Below are 21,512 nucleotides of genomic sequence, written 5' to 3' on the forward strand. Positions count from 1 at the left end.
CCATCGTTGATTCTGCGGGGAAGCTCAGCCCATCAGGCCGTTCCCACGGGGGCAGCCCGAAGGCTGGGTTGCTCTCACAGGGCTCTACGCATTCAAAACGGACGGCCTGGAACGATTTCCAGGCCGTTTTCATTTAAAGTTCAGCATCTTGGCAACGTAAGGCGAAGGTAAATGCCTGGTAAAGGTTCTTTGCTAACACCAAGTCAGTGCTTATCGTTCAATCTCCCCAAGTCGTTATCACCGAACAAGGTTCGTTCAACCCATGCAAGCTTCCGTCTCTCGTTCCCCTCGTCGCTGGCTCTTCGGCCTGCTGATCCTGCTGCTGGTGGCCTTGCTGGCCTGGTGGCTGTGGCCCGCGACGCCGACCCATCAGGCGCAGCCCAGCGGCCGCCCGGGGAAAGGCATGGGCATGGGGATGGGCGGGCGCCCAGGCTTCGGTGCCTCCAGCGACCCGGTGCCGGTGCGTGTGGAGCCGGTGCAGGTCGGTGACTTCCCGCTGTACTACAAGGCCCTGGGCACCGTTACCGCGACCAATACCGTCAATGTGCGCAGCCGCGTGGCCGGAGAGCTGGTCAAGATCCACTTCAAGGAGGGCCAACAGGTCAAGGCCGGCGAGCTGCTCGCCGAGATCGACCCGCGCCCGTACCGCATCGCGTTGCAGCAGGCCGAAGGCACCTTGGCGCAGAACCAGGCCCAGTTGAAGAACGCCCAGGTCGACCTGGCGCGCTACAAGGGCCTGTATGCCGAAGATAGCATCGCCAAACAGACACTCGACACCGCCGAGGCCCAGGTCGCGCAGTTCCAGGGGTTGGTCAAGACCAACCAGGCCGCGGTCGCCGACGCCCGCCTGAACCTGGACTTCACCCAGATCCGTGCTCCGATCAGCGGCCGTGTAGGCCTGCGCCAGCTTGACCTGGGCAATTTGGTGGCGGCCAACGACACCACCGCCCTGGTGGTCATCACGCAGACCGAGCCGATCAGCGTGGCCTTCACCCTGCCGGAAACCGAACTCTCCACGGTGCTCGCGCGCTACCGCAGTGGTGCCAGCCTGCCGGTCGAAGCGTGGGATCGTGGGGATAGCAAATTGCAGTCCACCGGTGTGCTGGGCAGTCTCGACAACCAGATCGATACCACCACCGGCACCCTGAAGTTCAAGGCCAGGTTCGATAACCAGGACCAGGCGCTGTTCCCCAACCAGTTCGTCAATGTGCGCCTGCTGGCCGATACGCTCAAGCAGGTGGTGCTGGCCCCGGCCGCGGCGATCCAGTTCGGCAACGACGGCACCTTCGCCTACGTGGTGAATGCCGAAAGCAAAGTCAATATCCGTAAGGTCAAGGTCGGCGCCAGCGACGGTGAGCAGAGCGTGATCCTCGATGGCCTGGCCGCAGGCGATCGATTGGTGCTCGAAGGCACCGACCGCCTGCGCGAGGGCAGCAAGGTCGAAGTGGTGGAGGACAGCTCCCAAGTGCCGACCACCCCCGGCCAACACCTGCAGGGCCAGGATGCCAAGGGCTCGGCCCAGGCCGGTGAATCGGGCAAGGCGGGCGCATGAACCTCTCGCGCCTGTTCATCCTGCGGCCGGTCGCCACCACGCTGAGCATGCTGGCCATCGTCCTGGCCGGCCTGATCGCCTACAAGCTGCTGCCGGTCTCAGCGCTACCCCAGGTGGACTACCCGACCATCCGCGTCATGACCCTGTACCCCGGTGCCAGCCCACAGGTCATGACCAGCGCGGTCACCGCGCCGCTGGAACGCCAGTTCGGCCAGATGCCCGGCCTGACCCAGATGGCCTCGACCAGCTCCGGCGGCGCATCGGTACTGACCCTGCGCTTCAACCTCGACATGAACATGGACGTCGCCGAACAGCAGGTACAGGCCGCGATCAACGCTGCCACCAACCTGCTGCCCAGCGACCTGCCGGCGCCGCCGGTGTACAACAAGGTCAATCCGGCCGACACCCCGGTGCTGACCCTGGCCATTTCTTCCAAGACCATGCCGCTGCCCAAGCTCAACGACCTGGTCGATACCCGCGTGGCGCAGAAGCTTGCGCAGATCAGCGGCGTGGGCATGGTCAGCATCGCCGGTGGCCAGCGCCAGGCGGTGCGCATCAAGGTCAACGTCGACGCCCTGGCGGCCAACGGCCTTAACCTCGAGGACGTACGCACGCTCATCGGCGCATCCAATGTCAACCAGCCCAAGGGCAACTTCGATGGCCCGACACGGGTGTCGATGCTCGATGCCAACGACCAGCTGCGTTCGCCCGAGGAATACGCCAACCTGATCCTGGCGTACAACAACGGTGCGCCCCTGCGCCTGAAGGATGTCGCCGAGATCGTCGATGGCGCCGAGAACGAGCGCCTGGCGGCATGGGCCAACGAGAACCAGGCCGTGCTGCTGAACATCCAGCGCCAGCCTGGGGCCAACGTCATCGAAGTGGTCGACCTGATCAAGGCCATGCTCCCGTCGATCACCGACAACCTGCCCGCTGGCCTGGACGTGATGGTCCTGACCGACCGTACCCAGACCATCCGCGCCGCGGTCAAGGACGTGCAGCACGAATTGCTGATCGCCATCGCCTTGGTGGTCATGGTCACCTTCGTCTTCCTGCGCCGCTTCAGCGCTACCATCATCCCGTCGATTGCCGTGCCGCTGTCGCTGATCGGCACCTTCGGCGTGATGTACCTGGCCGGCTTCTCGGTCAACAACCTGACCCTGATGGCCCTGACCATCGCCACCGGTTTTGTGGTCGACGACGCCATCGTCATGCTGGAGAACATCTCCCGGCACATCGAGGAGGGCGAGACGCCGATGCAGGCGGCGCTCAAGGGCGCCCGGCAGATCGGCTTCACCTTGGTATCGCTGACGTTCTCGCTGATTGCGGTGCTGATCCCGCTGCTGTTCATGGCCGATGTGGTCGGCCGACTGTTCCGCGAGTTCGCCATCACCCTGGCGGTGGCGATCCTGATTTCCCTGGTGGTGTCCCTGACCCTCACGCCGATGATGTGCGCACGCCTGCTCAAGCGCGAGCCCAAGGAAGAGGAGCAGGGGCGTTTTTACCGTGCCAGCGGCGCCTGGATCGACTGGCTGATCGAGCGCTATGGCCGTGGCCTGCAATGGGTGCTCAAGCATCAGCCGCTGACCCTACTGGTCGCTGTCGCCAGCCTGGCATTGACGGTGTTTCTCTATATCATCGTGCCCAAGGGGTTCTTCCCGGTGCAGGACACCGGGGTGATCCAAGGCATTTCCGAGGCGCCGCAATCCACCTCGTTCGCCGCCATGAGCGAGCGCCAGCAAGCCCTGAGCAAAGTGATCCTGCAGGACCCGGCGGTGCAGAGCCTGTCGTCCTACATCGGTGTGGACGGCGACAATGCCACCCTCAACAGCGGCCGCCTGCTGATCAACCTCAAGCCCCATGCCGAGCGCGATGTCACCGCCAGCGAGGTCATCGGTCGCCTGCAACCGCAACTGGACAAGCTGGTGGGCATCCGCCTGTTCATGCAGCCGGTGCAGGACCTGAGCATCGAGGACCGGGTCAGCCGCACCCAGTACCAGTTCAGCCTGTCGTCCCCGGATGCCGACCTGCTCGCCGAATGGAGCGGCAAGCTGGTCCAGGCCCTGCAGCAACGCCCGGAGCTCCAGGACGTGGCCAGCGACCTGCAGGACAAGGGCCTGCAGGTGTACCTGGTGATCGACCGTGACATGGCCAGCCGCCTGGGCATCAGCGTTTCGCAGATCACCAACGCCTTGTACGACGCATTCGGCCAGCGACAGATCTCCACCATCTACACCCAGGCCAGCCAGTACCGCGTGGTGCTGCAGTCCCAGGCGGCGTCGAGCATCGGCCCACAGGCGCTGGAGTCGATCCATGTCAAGGCCAGCGACGGTGGCCAGGTACGCCTCTCGGCGCTCGCCCGCATCGAGCAGCGCCAGGCACAGCTGGCGATTTCCCACATCGGCCAATTCCCTGCAGTGATGATGTCGTTCAACCTGGCCCATGGCGCATCCCTGGGCGAGGCGGTCAAGGTCATCGAGCAGGTGCAGCAGGAGATCGGCATGCCGCTGGGCGTGCAGACGCGCTTCCAAGGCGCCGCCGAGGCGTTCCAGGCCTCGCTGTCGAGCACCTTGCTGCTGATCCTGGCGGCGGTGGTGACCATGTACATCGTGCTGGGCGTACTCTACGAGAGCTACATCCATCCGGTGACCATCCTCTCGACATTGCCGTCGGCAGCGGTCGGCGCGTTGCTGGCCTTGCTGTTGAGCGGCAATGACCTGGGCATGATCGCCATCATCGGCATCATCCTGCTGATCGGCATCGTCAAGAAAAACGCCATCATGATGATCGACTTCGCCCTGGAGGCCGAGCGCCACCAGGGCATGACCCCGCAGGATGCGATCTACCAGGCAGCGCTGCTGCGCTTCCGGCCGATCCTGATGACCACCCTAGCCGCGCTGTTCGGGGCTGTGCCACTGATGCTCGCCACCGGCTCCGGCGCTGAGCTACGCCAACCGCTGGGGTTGGTGATGGTCGGTGGCCTGTTGGTCAGCCAGGTATTGACGCTGTTCACCACGCCCGTCATCTACCTGTACTTCGACCGCCTGGCTCGCCGCTGGCGCCCAGCCACTGACGCGCAGCAGGCTGAGGCATGAATCTGTCCGGTCCGTTCATCCGCAGGCCGGTGGCAACCATGCTGCTGAGCCTGGCGATCATGCTGCTCGGTGGCGTGAGCTTCGGCCTGTTGCCCGTGTCGCCCTTGCCGCAAATGGACTTCCCGGTGATCGTGGTGCAAGCCAACCTGCCGGGGGCCAGCCCCGAAGTGATGGCTGCCACTGTGGCCACGCCGCTCGAGCGCAAGCTGGGCAGTATCGCCGGGGTCACCACGCTGACCAGCAGTTCCAACCAGGGCTCGACCCGCGTGATCATCGGCTTCGAGATGGGCCGCGACATCGATGGTGCGGCGCGTGAGGTGCAGGCGGCGATCAACGCTACTCGCAACCTTTTGCCCAGCGGTATGCGCAGCATGCCCACCTACCGCAAGATCAACCCGTCGCAGGCGCCGATCATGGTGCTGTCACTGACCTCGGACGTACTGCAGAAAGGCCAGCTCTACGACTTGGCCGATACCATTCTGGCCCAGAGCCTGTCCCAGGTCAGCGGGGTAGGGGAAGTGCAGATCGGCGGCAGTTCGCTGCCGGCGGTGCGCATCGCCGTGGAGCCACAGCTGCTCAACCAGTATGGCCTGTCTCTGGACGAGGTGCGCACGGCGGTGGCCAATGCCAACCAGCGCCGGCCCATGGGCTTTGTCGAAGATGCCGAGCGCAACTGGCAGGTGCGGGCCAACGACCAGCTGGAAAAAGCCGACGACTACAAGCCGGTGGTGATCCGCCAGCAGGATGGTTCGATCCTGCGCCTGTCCGACGTCGCTACCATCACCGATGGTGTGGAGAACCGCTACAACAGCGGCTTCTTCAACGACCAGAGCGCCGTGCTACTGGTGGTCAACCGCCAGTCCGGTGCCAACATCATCCAGACGGTCGAGCAGATCAAGGCCCAGTTGCCTGCCCTGCAGTCGTTGCTGCCGGCCAGCGTCAAGCTGGACGTGGCCATGGACCGCTCGCCAGTGATCAAGGCGACGCTGAAGGAAGCCGAGCACACCTTGTTGATCGCCGTGGTGCTGGTGATCCTGGTGGTCTACCTGTTCCTGGGTAACTTGCGCGCGTCACTGATCCCCAGCCTGGCCGTGCCGGTGTCGCTGGTCGGCACCTTCGCGGTCATGTACCTGTGCGGCTTTTCCCTGAACAACCTGTCGCTGATGGCGCTGATCCTCGCCACCGGCCTGGTGGTCGACGATGCCATCGTCGTGCTGGAGAACATCTCCCGCCACATCGAGAACGGCCAGCCGCCCATGCGTGCTGCCTTCCTGGGGGCCAGGGAGGTTGGCTTCACCCTGCTGTCGATGAACGTCTCGCTGGTGGCGGTGTTCGTCTCGATCCTGTTCATGGGGGGCATCGTCCGCGGCTTGTTCCTGGAGTTCTCCATCACCTTGGCAGCGGCGATCCTGGTCTCGCTGCTGGTGTCGCTGACGTTGACACCGATGCTCTGTTCCCGCTGGCTGAAGCCCAGCACCCAGGAGCAGAACCGCCTGCAGCAGTGGAGCGAGCATGTGCACCAGCGCATGGTCGCGGCCTACGACCGCAGCCTCGGTTGGGCGCTGCGGCACAAGCGCCTGACCTTGCTCAGCCTGCTGGTGACCATCGGCGTCAACATCGCCCTGTACGTCGTGGTGCCCAAGACCCTCCTGCCGCAACAGGACACCGGCCAGCTGCAGGGCTTCATCCGCGGCGATGATGGCCTGTCGTTCAGCGTGATGCAGCCGAAGATGGAGATCTACCGCCGCGCCTTGCTGGCAGACCCAGCGGTGCAGAGCGTGGCCGGCTTCATCGGTGGCAACAGTGGCACCAACAATGCCTTCGTGTTGGTGCGCCTCAAGCCCATCAGCGAGCGTAAGCTGTCGGCCCAGCAGGTGATCGAGCGCTTGCGCAAGGAAATGCCCAAGGTACCCGGCGGGCGTCTGTTCCTGATGGCCGACCAGGACCTGCAACTGGGCAGCGCCGGGCGCGACCAGTCTACCTCCCAGTACCTCTATACGCTGCAGAGCGGTGACCTGGTTGCGTTGCGCGAGTGGTTCCCCAAGGTGGTCGCGGCCCTGCGCGCCCTGCCTCAATTGACGGCGATCGATGCCCGTGACGGAGCCGGCACCCAGCAGGTGACGCTGGTGGTCGACCGTGACCAGGCCAAGCGCCTGGGCATCGACATGGACATGGTCACCACGGTGCTGAACAACGCCTACAGCCAACGGCAGATCTCGACCATCTACGACAGCCTCAACCAGTACCAGGTGGTGCTGGAGATCAACCCGAAATACGCCTGGGACCCCAGCACCCTGGAGCAGGTGCAGGTGATCACCGCCGATGGCGCCCGCGTGCCGCTGTCCACATTCGCTCATTACGAAAACAGCCTGGCCAATGACCGCGTCAGCCATGAAGGCCAGTTCGCGTCCGAGAACATCGCGTTCGATATCGCTGAGGGCTACAGCCCGGACCAGGCGATGGCTGCGGTGGAGCGTGCAGTGGCCAAGCTTGGTTTGCCGGAAGAAGTGATCGCCAAGCTCGGCGGTAGCGCCGATGTCTTCGCCCAGACGACCCAGGGCCAGCCCCTGATGATCCTCGGTGCCCTGGTGCTGGTGTACTTGGTACTGGGTATCCTCTACGAGAGCTATATCCACCCGCTGACCATCCTCTCCACCTTGCCGTCGGCCGGTGTCGGCGCCTTGCTCGCGCTCTATGCCACGGGCGGGGAGTTCAGCCTGATCTCGCTGCTGGGGCTGTTCCTGTTGATCGGGGTGGTGAAGAAGAACGCCATCTTGATGATCGACCTGGCCTTGCAGCTGGAGCGCCACGATGGCCTGAGCCCCGAGGAGTCCATCCGTCGGGCGTGCCTGCTGCGCCTGCGGCCGATCCTGATGACCACTTTGGCGGCCATTCTCGGCGCGCTGCCGCTGCTGCTCAGCCGTGCCGAGGGCGCCGAAATGCGCCAGCCCTTGGGCCTGACCATCATCGGTGGCCTGGTGTTCAGCCAGGTCCTGACCCTCTACACCACGCCCGTGGTCTACCTGTACCTCGACCGCCTGCGCCACCGATTCAACCGTTGGCGCGGCGTGCGCACCGACGCCGCACTGGATACCCCGCTATGAATTTCGCCCAGACCCCACTTCACCGCGCCCTGCAGATGCTGACCCGCGGGCGTGGCTCGCGCCTGGTCGGCGCGGGCCTTTGCGCCGCGCTGCTCAGTGCCTGTACGCTGAGCCCGGACTATCACCGCCCAGAGCTCGCAACCCCGGCACAGTTCAAGCAGGCCGAAGGCTGGACCCAGGCCAATCCCTCCGATGCCATCGCGCGAGGGGCGTGGTGGGAAATCTACGGTGACAGCGGCCTCAACGCGCTGGTCGATGAGCTCAACCGCAGCAACCAGACCGTTGCCCAGTACGAGGCCCAGTACCGTCAGGCCCAGGCTCTGGTGCGCAGCAGCCGGGGCGCGCTGTTCCCCAGCCTCGACCTGTCGGTGGGCAAGACCCGCTCGGCCCAGGGCACCGGCAGCAGTAGTTCTAGCCTGTCCAACAACAGCAGCGGTATTCGCAATACCTACAACGCCCAGCTTGGCGTGAGCTGGGAGATCGACCTGTGGGGCAAGCTGCGCGAAACCTTGAATGCCAACGAGGCCAGTGCCCAGGCGAGCCTGGCGGACCTGGCCGGTATTCGTCTTAGCCTGCAGTCGGAGCTGGTGCAGAACTACCTGCAGTTGCGGGTCATCGACGAGCAAAAGCGTCTGCTGGAGGCCACCGTGGCGGCCTACGAGCGTTCGTTGCGGATGAACGAGAACCAATACCGGGCAGGCGTCGCCGGGCCGGATGCCGTCGCCCAGGCGCGCACCCAGCTCAAGAGTACCCAGGCCGACCTCATCGACCTGGCCTGGCAGCGTGCCCAGTACGAAAACGCCATTGCCGTCTTGCTGGGCAAGGCCCCGGCTGATTTTGCCCTGGCCGACAGCAAGGCTATTCCGGCGCTGCCGCAGATTCCGCTGGCATTGCCTTCGCAGTTGTTGGAACGCCGCCCTGACATCGCCTCGGCCGAGCGCAACGTGATGGCGGCCAACGCCAATATCGGCGTGGCCCGCGCGGCCTATTTCCCGGACCTGAGCCTGAGCATGAGCGGTGGCTATTCCAGCAGCAGTTTCAGCAACTGGATCGAGCTGCCCAACCGCTACTGGTCGGTGGGGCCCTCGCTGGCCATGACCCTGTTCGATGCCGGCAGGCGCAGTGCCGAGGTCGACCGCACCGTCGCAGTATACGACCAGACCGTGGCCCAGTATCGGCAAACCGTGCTCGATGGCTTCAAGGAAGTGGAGAACTACCTGGTGCAGTTGAAGGTGTACGGCGACGAAGCGCTGGTGCGCCAGGAGGCGCTGGATGCTGCCCGCGAGTCGTTGCGCCTGACCGAGAACCAATACCGCGCCGGCCTGATCAGCTACTTGGACGTGGTCAACGTGCAGACCACAGCGCTGAGCAACGAGCGCAGCGTGCTGAACCTGCTGCAGGGCAGGTTGGTCGCCAGCGTGCAGCTGATTGCGGCATTGGGCGGCGGTTGGGATGCACAGCAGGCATTCGCCGAGGCCGAAGGCGACCGGTAACGCCTTGCTGGACCTCGCCGGTCGGTTTCATCTTGATGAGGTATGGACGCGCGTTGCGTCAGATCTCGAATCTTTGACTTCTTTCCTCGAATTCGCCCTCTTCATGTGAGGGCGAATGCCCCGCCTCTTGATCGAACACGATCAGATCTTCTTGCGAAAATTGCCAGGTCATTATGTCGGACTCATACACGCTCTTAATAGAGCGTGGATCATAACGACTTACAACCTTGTACTTCTGATGGTTATCCGCTGCTGAGCGGCTCAATAGACTTCTCTATCCAACGCACCTTGGAATTGTTCTGACCTGCACGGCTCCTGCGCGTCCATGCAGCAGGGCGCCTACGTCAGAGCCTTGGGCTTGTTTTTGGTTTTAGAAGCGTTCGACGGTTTCTCGTCTCGCTCAGTTCAGTGCCGCACGGCAAACTATTGAGGATCTATCGTGATACAAGTAAATCATGATGCTCAGGCTGCGCTATGCGCAAAGGCCGGTATCAACTCCCTCGCTTCGGCTGGGTTACGCTCTTGTGCAGAACTGCAATGCCTGGATAACAGCCTGACATCGCACGATATGCGGGTGCTGCACAAAGTTGCGACGAGAACCCGCGACGATGCAATGCTGCTCGAAAAGAAAATATTGACCCATGCCTCGCCCTTGCTGCCCCAGGCGATCAAGTTGGGTATCAAGCACCCCGGTGTTTCGTTGCAGGACTACCAAGACTGGTTCGGGGGGCGCGCATTGAAATTTGCCGCCCCGGGCGACGTTGCTTCGATGTTTTCACCGGCGGCCTATCTGGTGACGCTGTACCGCGAAGCCCAAAAACTCTATCCCGAGGACAATCCCTGGCATATCGATGTGCGCCGTCCTGACCTCAAGGACCTGACACTGAGCCAGGTGAACCTGGATACGCCAGTGAGCGCGTTGAGCCTGTCCAACACCATCTTGATGAAGCGCCTGGACGAAGCGGGCGAGACCCTTGAGGGGCTGTCGGCCCATGTGGGATACGGGGTCACGCCTTACCATCATCACTACAACCGCTTCAGCCAGGCTCGGCGCCTGAAGGATCCGGCATTCGAGCACATGGAGGGTGCGCCTCATGTCTCCAAGCATCTCGGCGATGCCTCGATGGCCGGGTTTCGTCACGATATCTCGCCCGCCCTGTATGCACTGCTGGTTGATGAAATCACCGATGAAAACGTGGATGCCAAGTTCGCGACCTATTTCCCTGGTACCGTGCCAGAGGAAATGCTGCGTCCTGCCCGGTTGCGCGAATGGTTCGGCCTGACCGACAAGGCGCTGATGGCGTTCATCAACGGTGGGGTCAAGATCGAGGACGAGCGCAAGGGCCCCCAGACGGACGTCTCGGAGCTGATCAATAACGGCGGGGTCATCTACCAGTTAGGCGTCGGCTCGGCCAGCACGGCGATCCACTACGCGTACCTGTTCTTCCTGGGCGGCGATCGCTGGGAGCTCAGCTTCAGCCTCAAGCAAGCCGGGGCGATCGAGTTCATCCTGGAGGACGTGCATAGCCTCAGGTTGTCGCCGCAGATGCTCAAGGTCAAGGCCTTCGAACCGGGTAAAGAATACCGCTACGCGTTCGAGTGGAACGGGCCAAGCGGGTACCGTTCCTATGCGTCCTACACGGTGAAGTTCGAAAGCGACACCGACCGCGGCCGTGTCCTGAGTGCCCGTTTCGCCACGCCGAAGCTTTCGCCGGCGCACTTCCTGCTCAAGCTCAACAAGACGATCAGACTGCACAAGGCCACAGGGCTCGATGCGCAGACGCTGGATAGTATCATCCGCAGCGTGGATCCGACCCAGATCAGTGCACAGACCCTAACGGTGCTGTCGCATGCGGTACGGCTGGCCAAGCGCTACGCCATTTCCCATGAGAGCGCCCTGGTCATGGCACGGCAGTTGATCGACGTGGCTGCCCCTGCTGGCCAGATGAGCCAGTTCGACCGCCTGTTCAACGACCCACCGCTGATCGAAGGTGGGCTGGATCCGGAGGCAGAGTATTCCATGCTCGACCTGGATCCCAGCAAGGCTAGCGAGCACGCTGACATCAAGGCCACGCTCAAGCGTGCCTGCCAGACGGATGACGAGGGGTTATACCAGCTGGGTCGGTTCCTTCTGGTCAAATCGAATGACAGGTGGTTGTTTCCCACCACGGTGGACTACCTGTCCGGTCTCTACACCTTGAGCCTGTGGGCACGGTCGCATGGCTTGGCACCGGTCGAGCTGACGTTGTTGTTGGAGACTTTTGGCGCGCCGCGAGAGCTGGGGCAGGCACGGCCGGATCAATGGCTGGCCTTGCTGGAGCGCTTGACGGGGCTGTCCAGCTGGCTGCAGAAACGTGGTTGGACAGTCCAGGACTTGGTCCTGATGTCCCGCGACGTGAATGAAATCCCTGCCAGCACCGAAATTACCAATCTGATCAAGGAGATGCAGGCAGCGATCGCCAATGCAGAGCTTCCCGAGGACCCCGTCACGGAAGACTACCTTCGCGTGCTGACCCCGCTGATCGCCTCGGTCTTTGGCCTGAGCGGGGAAACAACTGCGCAGGCATTGCTCATCTGGGCGGACCGAGCGGCGCCGGGGGGGCTCTCGCTGGTGGAACTGGGCGAGATGCTCAAACTGCAGGAGCCGGTGAGCGATCCAGCGATAGCCTTCGCCTATGGTCTGGCGCAGATGGCGCTGATCGTGCACGCCAGCGGTGTCACCGCCGACCTGCTTGCGCTGCTGGTGGAGCAACCCCATCTGCTGGCCGACGAGGCCGTGGAAGGCGAGGCGAGCCGCGCAACCCTCAAGCGCTCCATGGACATGGTGGTGGCACTGACGGACTTCAGTGCCTGGCTGAAAGAGCTGCCGGACGCCGCGGGCGCAAGCGGCGCCCTGCTTGCCGCGCTTAACGCCAAGGGGGTCTCGCCCGCATTGCTGGCCCAAGCCACGGGGCAGGCCGAAAGGCTGATCGCCCAGGCGGCCAAACAAGCCGATTGGAAGGGGGATGTAAAAGACGCCTCGAGCCTTGTCAGTGCGCACGAAATCGCGGTTGTACGGCAATGGCTCGACCTGGCAGGCGCCTTCGGCGTACAACCGGACACCGTCGCGGCGATGCTGCTGCCAGAGCAGACCTGGAACGATTGGCGAACGCTGGCGGACGCCTTCGAGGGTGGTCTGGACGCTTCGCAGGTCAAGCGGGCGCAGGTAGCGGTCGAGGCGCCGCTCAGCAGTGCCCTGGCTGGCGTGCTGGCAGGGCGCATGAACTTCGGCGTTGAGCAGTTGAACCAGCACCTGCTGCTCGACAGCCTCAATGGTGCGCAAGTGATGACTTCGCGTATCGCCGAAGCCATGGCGGCACTGCAGATGTTCATCCATCGCACCCTGTCCGAGCCGGAAGACAAGCATGCCCTGAACACTGCGGCACTGGACCGACAGTTCTTCCGCGACTGGACCCGCTGGAACGCCCGCTATGCCACCTGGTCGGCCGGGCAGATGCTGATGTACTACCCGGAAAACTACATCGACCCGACCGTGCGCCTGGGCCAGACCAAGGCGATGGACGACATGCTGCAGGTGCTGGGGCAGGCGCAGATCAACGGCGATACCGTGAGCGATGCGTTCCATGGCTACCTCAGTGCGTTCGAGGAAGTGGCGAACCTGGAGACCATCAGCGGTTATCACGATGGACGCGATCCAGACGCCGATAGCCAGCATGCGCTGGGCAAAACCTGGTTCATCGGCAGCACACGTGGCGAGCCTCGCGAATACTGGTGGCGGATGGTTGATGAAAGCAAGCGTGGGACCGATGGCGTACTGCCGGCCAATGCCTGGACGGCTTGGACGAAGATCGAACTGGCGGCCCAAGTGCAAGGCCGTCTTATCCGGCCGGTGGTCTACCGTGAACGTCTATATCTGATGTGGGTAGAGCGCCAGGAACACATCATCACCCGCGATGACAAAGGTGAACCCAAGGATCGTGAATGGCGTTGGTCCTACAAGCTTGCCTGGCTGCGCTATGACGGCACCTGGAGCATGCCACTGGATTACCCGATTTCTTCGACGGTCGTGAAAGAACTCGAGAGTAATAAGGTTGAAATAGAAAAATTATCGTTGTTCCTCGCTTATATGCCAGGGCTGAATGCGCTTGTGGCAGGCATGTATGAACGAGGCAAAAGGATAGGCTATGGCGGTATCGAGATCTATGAGGCCCTGAACAGCAAGGCGATAGGTGAGGAGGACTTCACTACCGATTTGGAAGCGAACATGCATTGGCTGGATACCGATGAACACACTGGATTATGCGCTGTGCTCTATAGGAAAGGGCAGGTCATGGAAGGCGAAATTGTCGACACCGGCTCGCCTGTACCGACTGGGTTCAAGGCGTTTACCATTTCCAATATGAAGGTGAGGGCCATCGAAACTTCGAATGATGGCGATGACTATAGCTATAGTCTGTACCTCGATACGGTGCTGTCGGTAGAAGGCAAACGTCCGGAGATCGACAATCCTTGGATATCGGTATTGGTAACTGAGTATGAGGAGCTTGCACAGGAAACCAGAAAGATAAGGGCGCTGGCGCGAGGGCCCTGGGGAGCGTTCTTGTTACGTGAGGAGAATCAACAGCTCTGGGCGTATTTCTGTGTCACTCAGCAACGTCTGTCTGAGGTTTTCCCTCACCACATCAGGAATATTATAACTGTATGTGATTATCCGATTCCAAACGAGAAAGAAGACCTCAAGTTCGTCTGGGCGCGTGAGGAACAGGCGCGTGTTGCTAAGTTCAGGATAAACTCTGAGGGTCCGCTATCCGAAATTAGCGTAAGGTTTGGTTTGGCGAACCTTTCGTTTACCCGTGAAATCCATGTCATGACGTTACTGGATCATATGGGTGAGCCTGACTTGGTCGCGCCTCATTCATATGTGAATATCCCCGGGGAAATTTCCGGCCATGAAGTAAAGCGTATCGTCCATCGTGCCAATGGGAGAGAGGGTACCGTCGAAACGGCATCTCGTGACTTTGATCTGGGGCGTGGCATGCAACAGTTCAAGTTTACAGGCGTATTGGCAGTCGGCCAGATGTCAGAGTGGGAAGGCCAAGACAAAGCCTCGCATCAATTAGTTTTTCAGTTTGGCGAGGGTAATACTCGCACATGGCGGATCGACCTGACCAAGAAACCCGACACCTCGTCGTACGGTGGTGAGCGTACAGAATGGGTGGCCCGATTCGAAGCCGCTTCCGAGAAAAACGCCATCATTGGTCAAACCGCCGAAGGCGCCCAATATTTCAAGCGTGGCCGATCGGTCACCCGGCTCAATACGCTGTTCGCCCGCCAGCTCACCGAACGTGCAGTCCTGGGCATCGACACCATTCTGAGCTATGACACCCAGCAGATCCCCGAACCCGTCATCGAAGGCAACGACGCCAGCCCGATGATGGACTTCCGGGGCGCCAACGCGCTGTACTTCTGGGAGTTGTTCTATTACACGCCGATGATGGTGATGCAGCGTTTCCTGCAGGAAGAGCGCTTCGACCTGGCCGAGCAATGGCTCAAATACGTATTCAACCCGACCGGCTATACGGTAGACGGCGTTCACACGTACCGCATGTGGAACGTACGCCCGCTGGAAGAGGACACCTCATGGAACGACGAGCCCTTGGAATCGCTGGACCCGGATGCGGTGGCGCAGAATGACCCGATGCACTACAAGCTCAATGCGTTCATGCGCTTGCTGGACATTACCCTGGGCCGTGGTGACGCGGCATACCGCAAGCTCGAGCGCGACACCCTGAGCGAAGCGAAGGTATGGTACCAGCGTGCCCTGCGCCTGCTGGGCGACGAACCCTGGATCGAGCCGAGCACAGATTGGAATGATCCGTCGCTGGGCGATGCCGCATCGCAAAAGGCGCTGGATGACCGCATGGATGCTCTGTCGATGATGGCAGACGGCGTTTGTGCCGACGATGTGGTGCGCCTGCGTGCGGTAGGTAAAGACCGCGCCGAGGCGGGCAGAACGCTGTTCCTGCCCGAAGCCAACCGCATGCTGCTGGGGTATTGGGAAGCGCTGCGCATTCGACTGTACAACCTGCGGCATAACCTGACCCTGGACGGCCAGCCGTTGAGCTTGCCGCTCTACGCCACGCCGGCGGATCCGAAGGCCTTGTGGGCCGACGCCGTTTCCGCGCAGGCGGGCAACGCGAGTGCCTTGCCAAAAATCGACCACGTGCCTGCCTTGCGCTTCATTCCCCTGATGGAAGGCGCACGGACCATGGCCTCGCAGCTCATTCAGTTCGGCAGCACGATGCAAAATATCCTGGAGCGCCAGGATGCCGAAGCGTTGGCTGAGTTGCTCAATACCCAAGGCGTGGAGTTGGCGACCAGCAGCGTGAAGTTGCAGCAGCAGACGCTCAATGAACTGGTCGCCGAACGTGAGGTGCTGACGGCGTCATATGCAAGCGCAAGCCTGCGTCATACCCATTACCACCAGCTCTACGAGCAGGACATCAATACCCGCGAACACCTGGCACTGGACATGTCCACCTCGTCTCAGACCATCAGGGCCGCTGCGAAGGGGCTGCACATGGCGGCCTCGTTCGCCGACGCTGTGCCGAACATCTTTGGCCTGGCCAATGGTGGTGGTCGCTGGGGGGCGACATTCAATGCCATGGCCATTGGTACAAGCCTGGCTTCGGATGCGCTCGATATTGCCTCGTGGCGTATGGGCCAGGAAGAGGCCTACCGCCGCCGTCGCCAGGAGTGGGAGATCCAGTACAAATCGGCCGAGCAGGAAATGAAAGTCATCCAGGCCCAGCTCGACGCTCTGACTGTGCGGGAAACCTCGGCCAACATGCAGATCGCACATATGCAGACCCAGTCGGCCCACGCCCAGGCGCAACTGGCCTTGTTGCGTGGCAAGTTCACCGGCAAGAAGATGTACAGCTGGCTGCGAGCGCGTCTGGCGAGCATTTTCTATACCTACTACGACCTCACTGCCTCGCGTTGCATGATGGCGCAGAAGGCGTTGCAGTGGGAAATGGGTGACGACACCCGCTACCTGCGCACCGGCACCTGGAACGGTGCCTGGGCTGGGTTGCTGTGCGGCGAGGGGCTGATGTTGGCCCTGGGTCAGATGGAAAACGCCTGGGTGAAATGGCAGAAACGTGAACTGGAAGTCAGCCGCACCGTATCGCTGGCGCAGCTCTTCGAAGGGCGCTTCGAAATAGCGGATACGGTGAACCCTGACCTTACGCTCAACGATGTCATCAAGCTGATGCTCGACAAGTCACAGAAGGTCACGGTCAAGGACGCCGAGCTGACCAAGTTCGAGATCACCGACGCGAAAGATCTGGCGATTCATTTTGGCCTGAGAGAGCTGGGCCTGACGAAAGACTTCGCCAACAGGTCATGCAGGGTTCGCAGCCTGGCCGTTTCCTTGCCAGCCTTGCTCGGCCCTTACCAGAATGTACGGGCTCGTCTGCGCACGGACTTCCAAGGCTTGCCGCTTGGCTGCGAGGAAGTGGCGATTTCCCATGGCATGCAGGACAAAGGTTTGTTCCTGCCCGATGCCGGTGATTCCCATCCGCGCTGGGGGGCTCAGTGGTTGCCTTTCGAAGGTCTGCGCATCGTCGAGGACGAGGACGAGGACGGCAAATATCGCAACACGACCATGACGTTGAGCTTCACCGACGTCCTGGGTGAGCAGAAGACCCTGCTGCAAAGCCTGAGCGATATCGTCGTGCACGTTCAGTTCACCGTCCGCTGATCTTGCTAGGGAGGCTCGCGCCTCCCCCTGCGACCACGCCGCGCAAGCCATCGAGCTTGTGCGGCGTTTTTATTTTAGGATCCGTTCCCATTCTCAAAAAGCCCGTGCGTTTCGTCCGTGCTCCAGTACAATGGCCAGCTTTTTTTCGAGTTCTTGTTCAGCCCTGGCTGGGATTCAAATGCTGATCGGTAGTTATTCCTCTTCCCTTGTATTGATCTCATTGTGCGTGGCCATCCTGGCGTCCTACACCGCCCTGGACCTGACCGGTCGCATCGCCACGGCCAAGGGCCGTGCGGCCTACCTGTGGATGGGAGGAGGCGCCTTCGCCCTGGGCGTAGGCATCTGGTCGATGCACTTCATCGGCATGCTCGCCTTCAGCTTGCCCATCGAGCTTGGCTATGACCTGACCCTGACCGCGCTGTCGCTGCTGATCGCCGTGCTGTCCTCGGCCTTCGCCCTGTGGCTGGTGAGCCAGCCTAGCCTGCCCTGGCTGCAGTTGGCGCTTGGGGCGTTGATCATGGGCGGCGGGATCGCCAGCATGCATTACACCGGTATGGCGGCCCTGCGCATGCTGCCGGGTATCGACTATGACCCGACGCTGTTCGGCGTATCCCTGGGCATTGCCGTCGGCGCATCGGCGGCGGCGCTGTGGATCGCCTTCCGCCTGCGCCAGCACACCCCTTATGTGCGCCACATACGGGGGGCAGCTGCGGTGGTGATGGGTATCGCCATCGTGGGTATGCACTACACCGGCATGGCAGCAGCCAATTTCCCGGAAGGCAGTTTCTGTGGCGCGCTGGCCGATGGCCTGCGCGGTGATGGCCTGGATTACCTGGTGCTGATCACCACCCTGGCGGTGCTGGCGGTGGCCTTGCTCACCTCGGTGCTGGATGCACGCCTGGAGGCGCGTACCGCTGCACTGGCGCACTCGTTGACCCTGGCCAACCAGGAGCTCACCCAGCTGGCGCTGCATGACACCCTGACCGGCTTGCCCAACCGCACCCTGCTGGCCGAACGCATCGAGCAGTCGATCAGCAAGGTGGCAGAGCAGGGTGGTTGCTTTGCCCTGATGTTCATCGACCTGGATGGCTTCAAACCGGTCAACGATGCCTTTGGCCACCATGTCGGCGATCAGTTGCTAAAGGCCGTCGCGGCGCGCCTGCGTGGCCATTTGCACAGCCAGGACACCCTGGCGCGCATCGGTGGCGACGAGTTCGTCCTGTTGGTTGCGCTGGACGAGCCGGCCGATGCCATGGACGTAGCGGTCAAGCAGGTGGACCTGGTGGCCCGGCCTTACCGCGTGGCCGAGCACGACCTGCAGCTTTCCGCGAGCGTGGGCATCGTCCTGTACCCTGGCAACGGCCAGGACCAGCATGAACTGCTGCGCAATGCCGACGCCGCCATGTATCACGCCAAGAGCGCGGGCAAGAACGGCTACAGTTTCTTCGACGTGTCCATGAATACCAATGCCCGCCAGCAGTTGCAGTTGCTGCAGGACCTGCGTGCTGCCTTGCAGCACGGTCAGTTCCGCCTGCACTACCAGCCCAAGTTCGATGCGGTCGCTTGCCGGCCGATCGGTGCCGAGGCCTTGTTGCGTTGGGAGCACCCACAGCAAGGTCTGCTGCTGCCGGACCGTTTCATCGGCCTTGCGGAAAAAACCGGGCTGATCATTCCGATCGGTGATTGGGTGCTCGGCGAAGCCTGTCGGCAGATGCGCCTGTGGCTCGACCAGGGGCGCAGCGACTGGCGCATCGCGGTGAACCTGTCGGCCATCCAGTTCTGTCACGCCGGGCTGGTCGACAGCGTGGCCCGCGCGCTGCAGGGCAACGACCTGCCGGCCAATCGCCTGACCCTGGAAATCACCGAAACCACCGCCATGCGCGACGCAGACGCCAGCCTGGCGGTACTGCAGAGGCTTTCCGACATGGGGGTGGACCTGTCCATCGATGATTTCGGCACCGGCTATTCCAGCCTGATGTACCTCAAACGCCTGCCCGCCAATGAGTTGAAGATCGACCGCGGGTTTGTCCGCGACCTGGAGCAGGACAGCGATGATGCGGCAATCGTCTCGGCCATCGTCGCCTTGGGCCAGGCCCTGGACCTGCGGATCGTCGCCGAAGGGGTGGAAACCAATCGCCAGCAGGAATTCCTCACCCGCCTGGGTTGCGATTCGTTGCAGGGGTACCTGCTCGGCCAGCCCGTACCGGCCGAACAGTTCATGGAACGGCTCGGTGCCATGGGCCAGCCTGGCGATGAAGTTCGGGCTAGCTAGACCGCGTCTCGCAGCACACAGGAAGGTTCGAACGCCTCCATCTCGGCCTCGACGGCCTCGATGATACGTTCCACGTCCGCAGCAGCCATGATCGCTGCGCAGGGAATGCCGGCGATGGCCAGCAAGGTTTCGCCGGTGGCGCGGTCGAACAGCCGTGCGACCATGCTGCGCGGGGCATCCATGCTTGCTTCGAAGCCCAATGGGTGGAAATGCCAGCGCATCACCTGGCAGGCGTTGGGGAACGTCATCTTGTTCATGCCAGCCTCCTTGTTCTGATCCTGAACCCGGTGATCGGCCGCTCACTCGGCCGGTGGGAATCTAACCATAGCACCTGTGTCGCCAGTGTCTCGCGTCGAACATGACAAAAATGCCATTGCTTGACGTGCGTCACAGGCGACCGGTGCCTGGCCGAGTGCCGGCAGCCGCCGGGGCAAACGTTTTTCTGGGCGATAGCGGTCGGGCCGGGAGGTTCCGGCCACTGTCGAAAAACAGCGCACTTTCGGACCAGCGGTTCACGGGTATGTCAACCCAACAGGCCGGCTGCGATGTTGATGGTGAACCCGAGGATCGCGGTATTGAACACGAAGCCCGCCCGCTGAGGGTGAAGGCGAAGTAGTGGAAACCCAGGGCCCCTCGCGCCCGCGGTCGAGCGATGGTCGGCTGGGCAAGCATGGAGCAATCCTTGGTTCGAACAATGGGGCGCTAATGGGGTACCATCCCGAACCATGCCAGCGGCAAATCCCTTGTATATCAGGGTGATGGCACGCGAAGGGTCGAATTGACCTGGCCGTTTTATTGTCGCTCTGACTATCAACCACGTCGTATTGACTCGCTTCATGCTTCGCCTGCCGAAGCTACCGCTACAGGATCCATGTTTTGTCCGATCACCTGCACAATCCGCTGCTGCAGTACCTGGCCCGCCTGGCCCCTTCCAGCCAGCTGACCATGCGCTACATCCTCCAGGACGCAGCCGACCGCCTGGGTTTCGTCGACTGCGATATCACCGAGGTACCCTGGCACTTGCTCGAGCCTGGCCATGTGGTCGCCTTGGTGGCGGCGCTGCGCGCCGATGGCTACGCGCCCAATACCTCGTCGTTGTACGTGAATGCCGTGCGTGGCGTGATGAATGAGGCGTGGCGCCAAGGCCTGATCGACCATGAAAAACTGCTGCACATCCGCGAGGTCAAGCCGGCCAGCGGCAGCCGCCTGCCGCCGGGGCGCAACCTGCGGCGCAGCCTGATCCGCGAGCTGATGGACGTGTGCGCGGCCGATCCGCGCCCGCAGGGCGTACGTGACGCTGCGATCATCGCGCTGCTGTATGGCACAGGTATGCGCAAGTCCGAATCGGTGGACATCGACCTGGCGCAGGTCGACTTCCAGGCGCGCAGCCTGCAGGTCGTGGGCAAGGGCAACCGGCAACTTATCAAATACGCACCGGCCTGGGCATTCGAGAAACTGCAGGCCTGGTTGGACTTGCGTCGCGCGCACCTGCCCGCGGGCGAGGCGGATGATGCCTTCCTGTTCAACCGCATTCGGCGCGGCAGCCACATCACCCGGGCGCGCATCACCAAGCATGCGATCTATTACATCGCCCGTCAGCGAGGGTCGCAGGTGGGGGTGAAGATCATGCCCCACGATTTCCGCCGTGCCTTCATTACCCGGGTGATCGAGGAGCATGACCTGTCGATTGCCCAGAAGCTGGCGCACCACGCCAATATCCAGACCACCGCCAGCTATGACCGGCGTGACGACAACGAACGACGCCGGGCGGTGGACCGCTTCGACTACTGAGGCGCAGAGAACAAGCGGCTAGCGATGCCCCTTGTGGGAGCCAACTGTCTTGAGTTGCTTGCCCCGGTCCTATCGCTGGCAAGCCGGCTCCTGCAGGTACGGCGGTATCTCTGAAGACAGCGCAGGCCTTGTGGGAGCGGGCTTGCCCCGCGATCAAGGGCGCAGCCCTTGCCAGGCGACGGTGATATCGGGGCAGGCCCGATCGCGGGACAATCTTGTATGGTGATACTTGAAGGGGGGGTGGGAGCCGGCTTGCCGGCGATTGGCCAGAACGGGCAACAGCATCATGAATCCTGAGCGAGCAGGGCTGGTTGAGTGCATGGTGATTACCTACACCGGGATGCGATCTGGCTTTGGGTAAAGGGTTGTCTTCATCGCCGGCAAGCCGGCTCCCACAGGGTGTGGTTGGCGCTGCACCAGTGGGAGCCGGCTTGCCCACAACC

8 protein-coding genes are annotated in these 21,512 nt (G+C 62.2%); 7 read left to right on the forward strand and 1 reads right to left on the reverse strand.

Annotated features, from left to right (window positions below):
• The first annotated feature begins 262 nt into the window (after positions 1–262).
• The 6 genes from ACNFG0_RS18910 to ACNFG0_RS18935 all read left to right on the forward strand — a co-directional run bounded on the left by ACNFG0_RS18910 (position 263) and on the right by ACNFG0_RS18935 (position 19,278).
• Positions 263–1,552, forward strand: coding sequence for an MdtA/MuxA family multidrug efflux RND transporter periplasmic adaptor subunit (locus ACNFG0_RS18910; protein ID WP_196145352.1), 1,290 nt, complete (start codon positions 263–265; stop codon positions 1,550–1,552).
• Positions 1,549–4,647 carry an MdtB/MuxB family multidrug efflux RND transporter permease subunit gene (locus ACNFG0_RS18915; protein ID WP_196145353.1) on the forward strand — a complete coding sequence of 1,033 codons (3,099 nt, stop codon included), beginning with the start codon at positions 1,549–1,551 and terminating at the stop codon, positions 4,645–4,647. The genes ACNFG0_RS18910 and ACNFG0_RS18915 overlap by 4 nt, the downstream gene beginning before the upstream one ends.
• A complete protein-coding gene (locus tag ACNFG0_RS18920; protein ID WP_196145354.1) occupies positions 4,644–7,751 on the forward strand; it encodes an efflux RND transporter permease subunit in 3,108 nt (1,035 codons plus the stop codon). The genes ACNFG0_RS18915 and ACNFG0_RS18920 overlap by 4 nt, the downstream gene beginning before the upstream one ends.
• Positions 7,748–9,244, forward strand: coding sequence for an efflux transporter outer membrane subunit (locus ACNFG0_RS18925; RefSeq protein ID WP_416765991.1), 1,497 nt, complete (start codon positions 7,748–7,750; stop codon positions 9,242–9,244). The genes ACNFG0_RS18920 and ACNFG0_RS18925 overlap by 4 nt, the downstream gene beginning before the upstream one ends.
• A 439-nt stretch (positions 9,245–9,683) precedes the next feature.
• Complete coding sequence (locus ACNFG0_RS18930) at positions 9,684–17,006, forward strand: neuraminidase-like domain-containing protein (RefSeq protein ID WP_416765993.1); 7,323 nt, start codon at positions 9,684–9,686, stop codon at positions 17,004–17,006.
• Positions 17,007–17,184: 178 nt separating this feature from the next.
• Complete coding sequence (locus ACNFG0_RS18935; RefSeq protein ID WP_416765994.1) at positions 17,185–19,278, forward strand: putative bifunctional diguanylate cyclase/phosphodiesterase; 2,094 nt, start codon at positions 17,185–17,187, stop codon at positions 19,276–19,278.
• Here the strand turns inward: ACNFG0_RS18935 and ACNFG0_RS18940 are convergent.
• Complete coding sequence (locus ACNFG0_RS18940; protein WP_196145358.1) at positions 19,275–19,535, reverse strand: DUF1652 domain-containing protein; 261 nt, start codon at positions 19,533–19,535, stop codon at positions 19,275–19,277. The genes ACNFG0_RS18935 and ACNFG0_RS18940 overlap by 4 nt on opposite strands.
• 619 nt (positions 19,536–20,154) lie before the next feature.
• On the opposite strand from ACNFG0_RS18940, the gene ACNFG0_RS18945 reads away from it, so the two are divergent.
• A complete protein-coding gene (locus tag ACNFG0_RS18945) occupies positions 20,155–21,069 on the forward strand; it encodes a site-specific integrase (RefSeq protein WP_196145359.1) in 915 nt (304 codons plus the stop codon).
• Positions 21,070–21,512: the final 443 nt, after the last annotated feature.

Source organism: Pseudomonas sp. NY15372 (assembly GCF_048068215.1).
Taxonomy (GTDB): Bacteria; Pseudomonadota; Gammaproteobacteria; order Pseudomonadales; family Pseudomonadaceae; genus Aquipseudomonas; species Aquipseudomonas guariconensis_A.

What these genes read in the sequence shown, in the direction of transcription:
- ACNFG0_RS18910 (WP_196145352.1), top strand. Translation starts at nt 263, where the DNA reads ATGCAAGCTTCCGTCTCTCGTTCCCCTCGTCGCTGGCTCTTCGGCCTG.
- ACNFG0_RS18915 (WP_196145353.1), top strand. Translation starts at nt 1,549, where the DNA reads ATGAACCTCTCGCGCCTGTTCATCCTGCGGCCGGTCGCCACCACGCTG.
- ACNFG0_RS18920 (WP_196145354.1), top strand. Translation starts at nt 4,644, where the DNA reads ATGAATCTGTCCGGTCCGTTCATCCGCAGGCCGGTGGCAACCATGCTG.
- ACNFG0_RS18925 (WP_416765991.1), top strand. Translation starts at nt 7,748, where the DNA reads ATGAATTTCGCCCAGACCCCACTTCACCGCGCCCTGCAGATGCTGACC.
- ACNFG0_RS18935 (WP_416765994.1), top strand. Translation starts at nt 17,185, where the DNA reads ATGCTGATCGGTAGTTATTCCTCTTCCCTTGTATTGATCTCATTGTGC.
- ACNFG0_RS18940 (WP_196145358.1), bottom strand. Translation starts at nt 19,535, where the DNA reads ATGAACAAGATGACGTTCCCCAACGCCTGCCAGGTGATGCGCTGGCAT.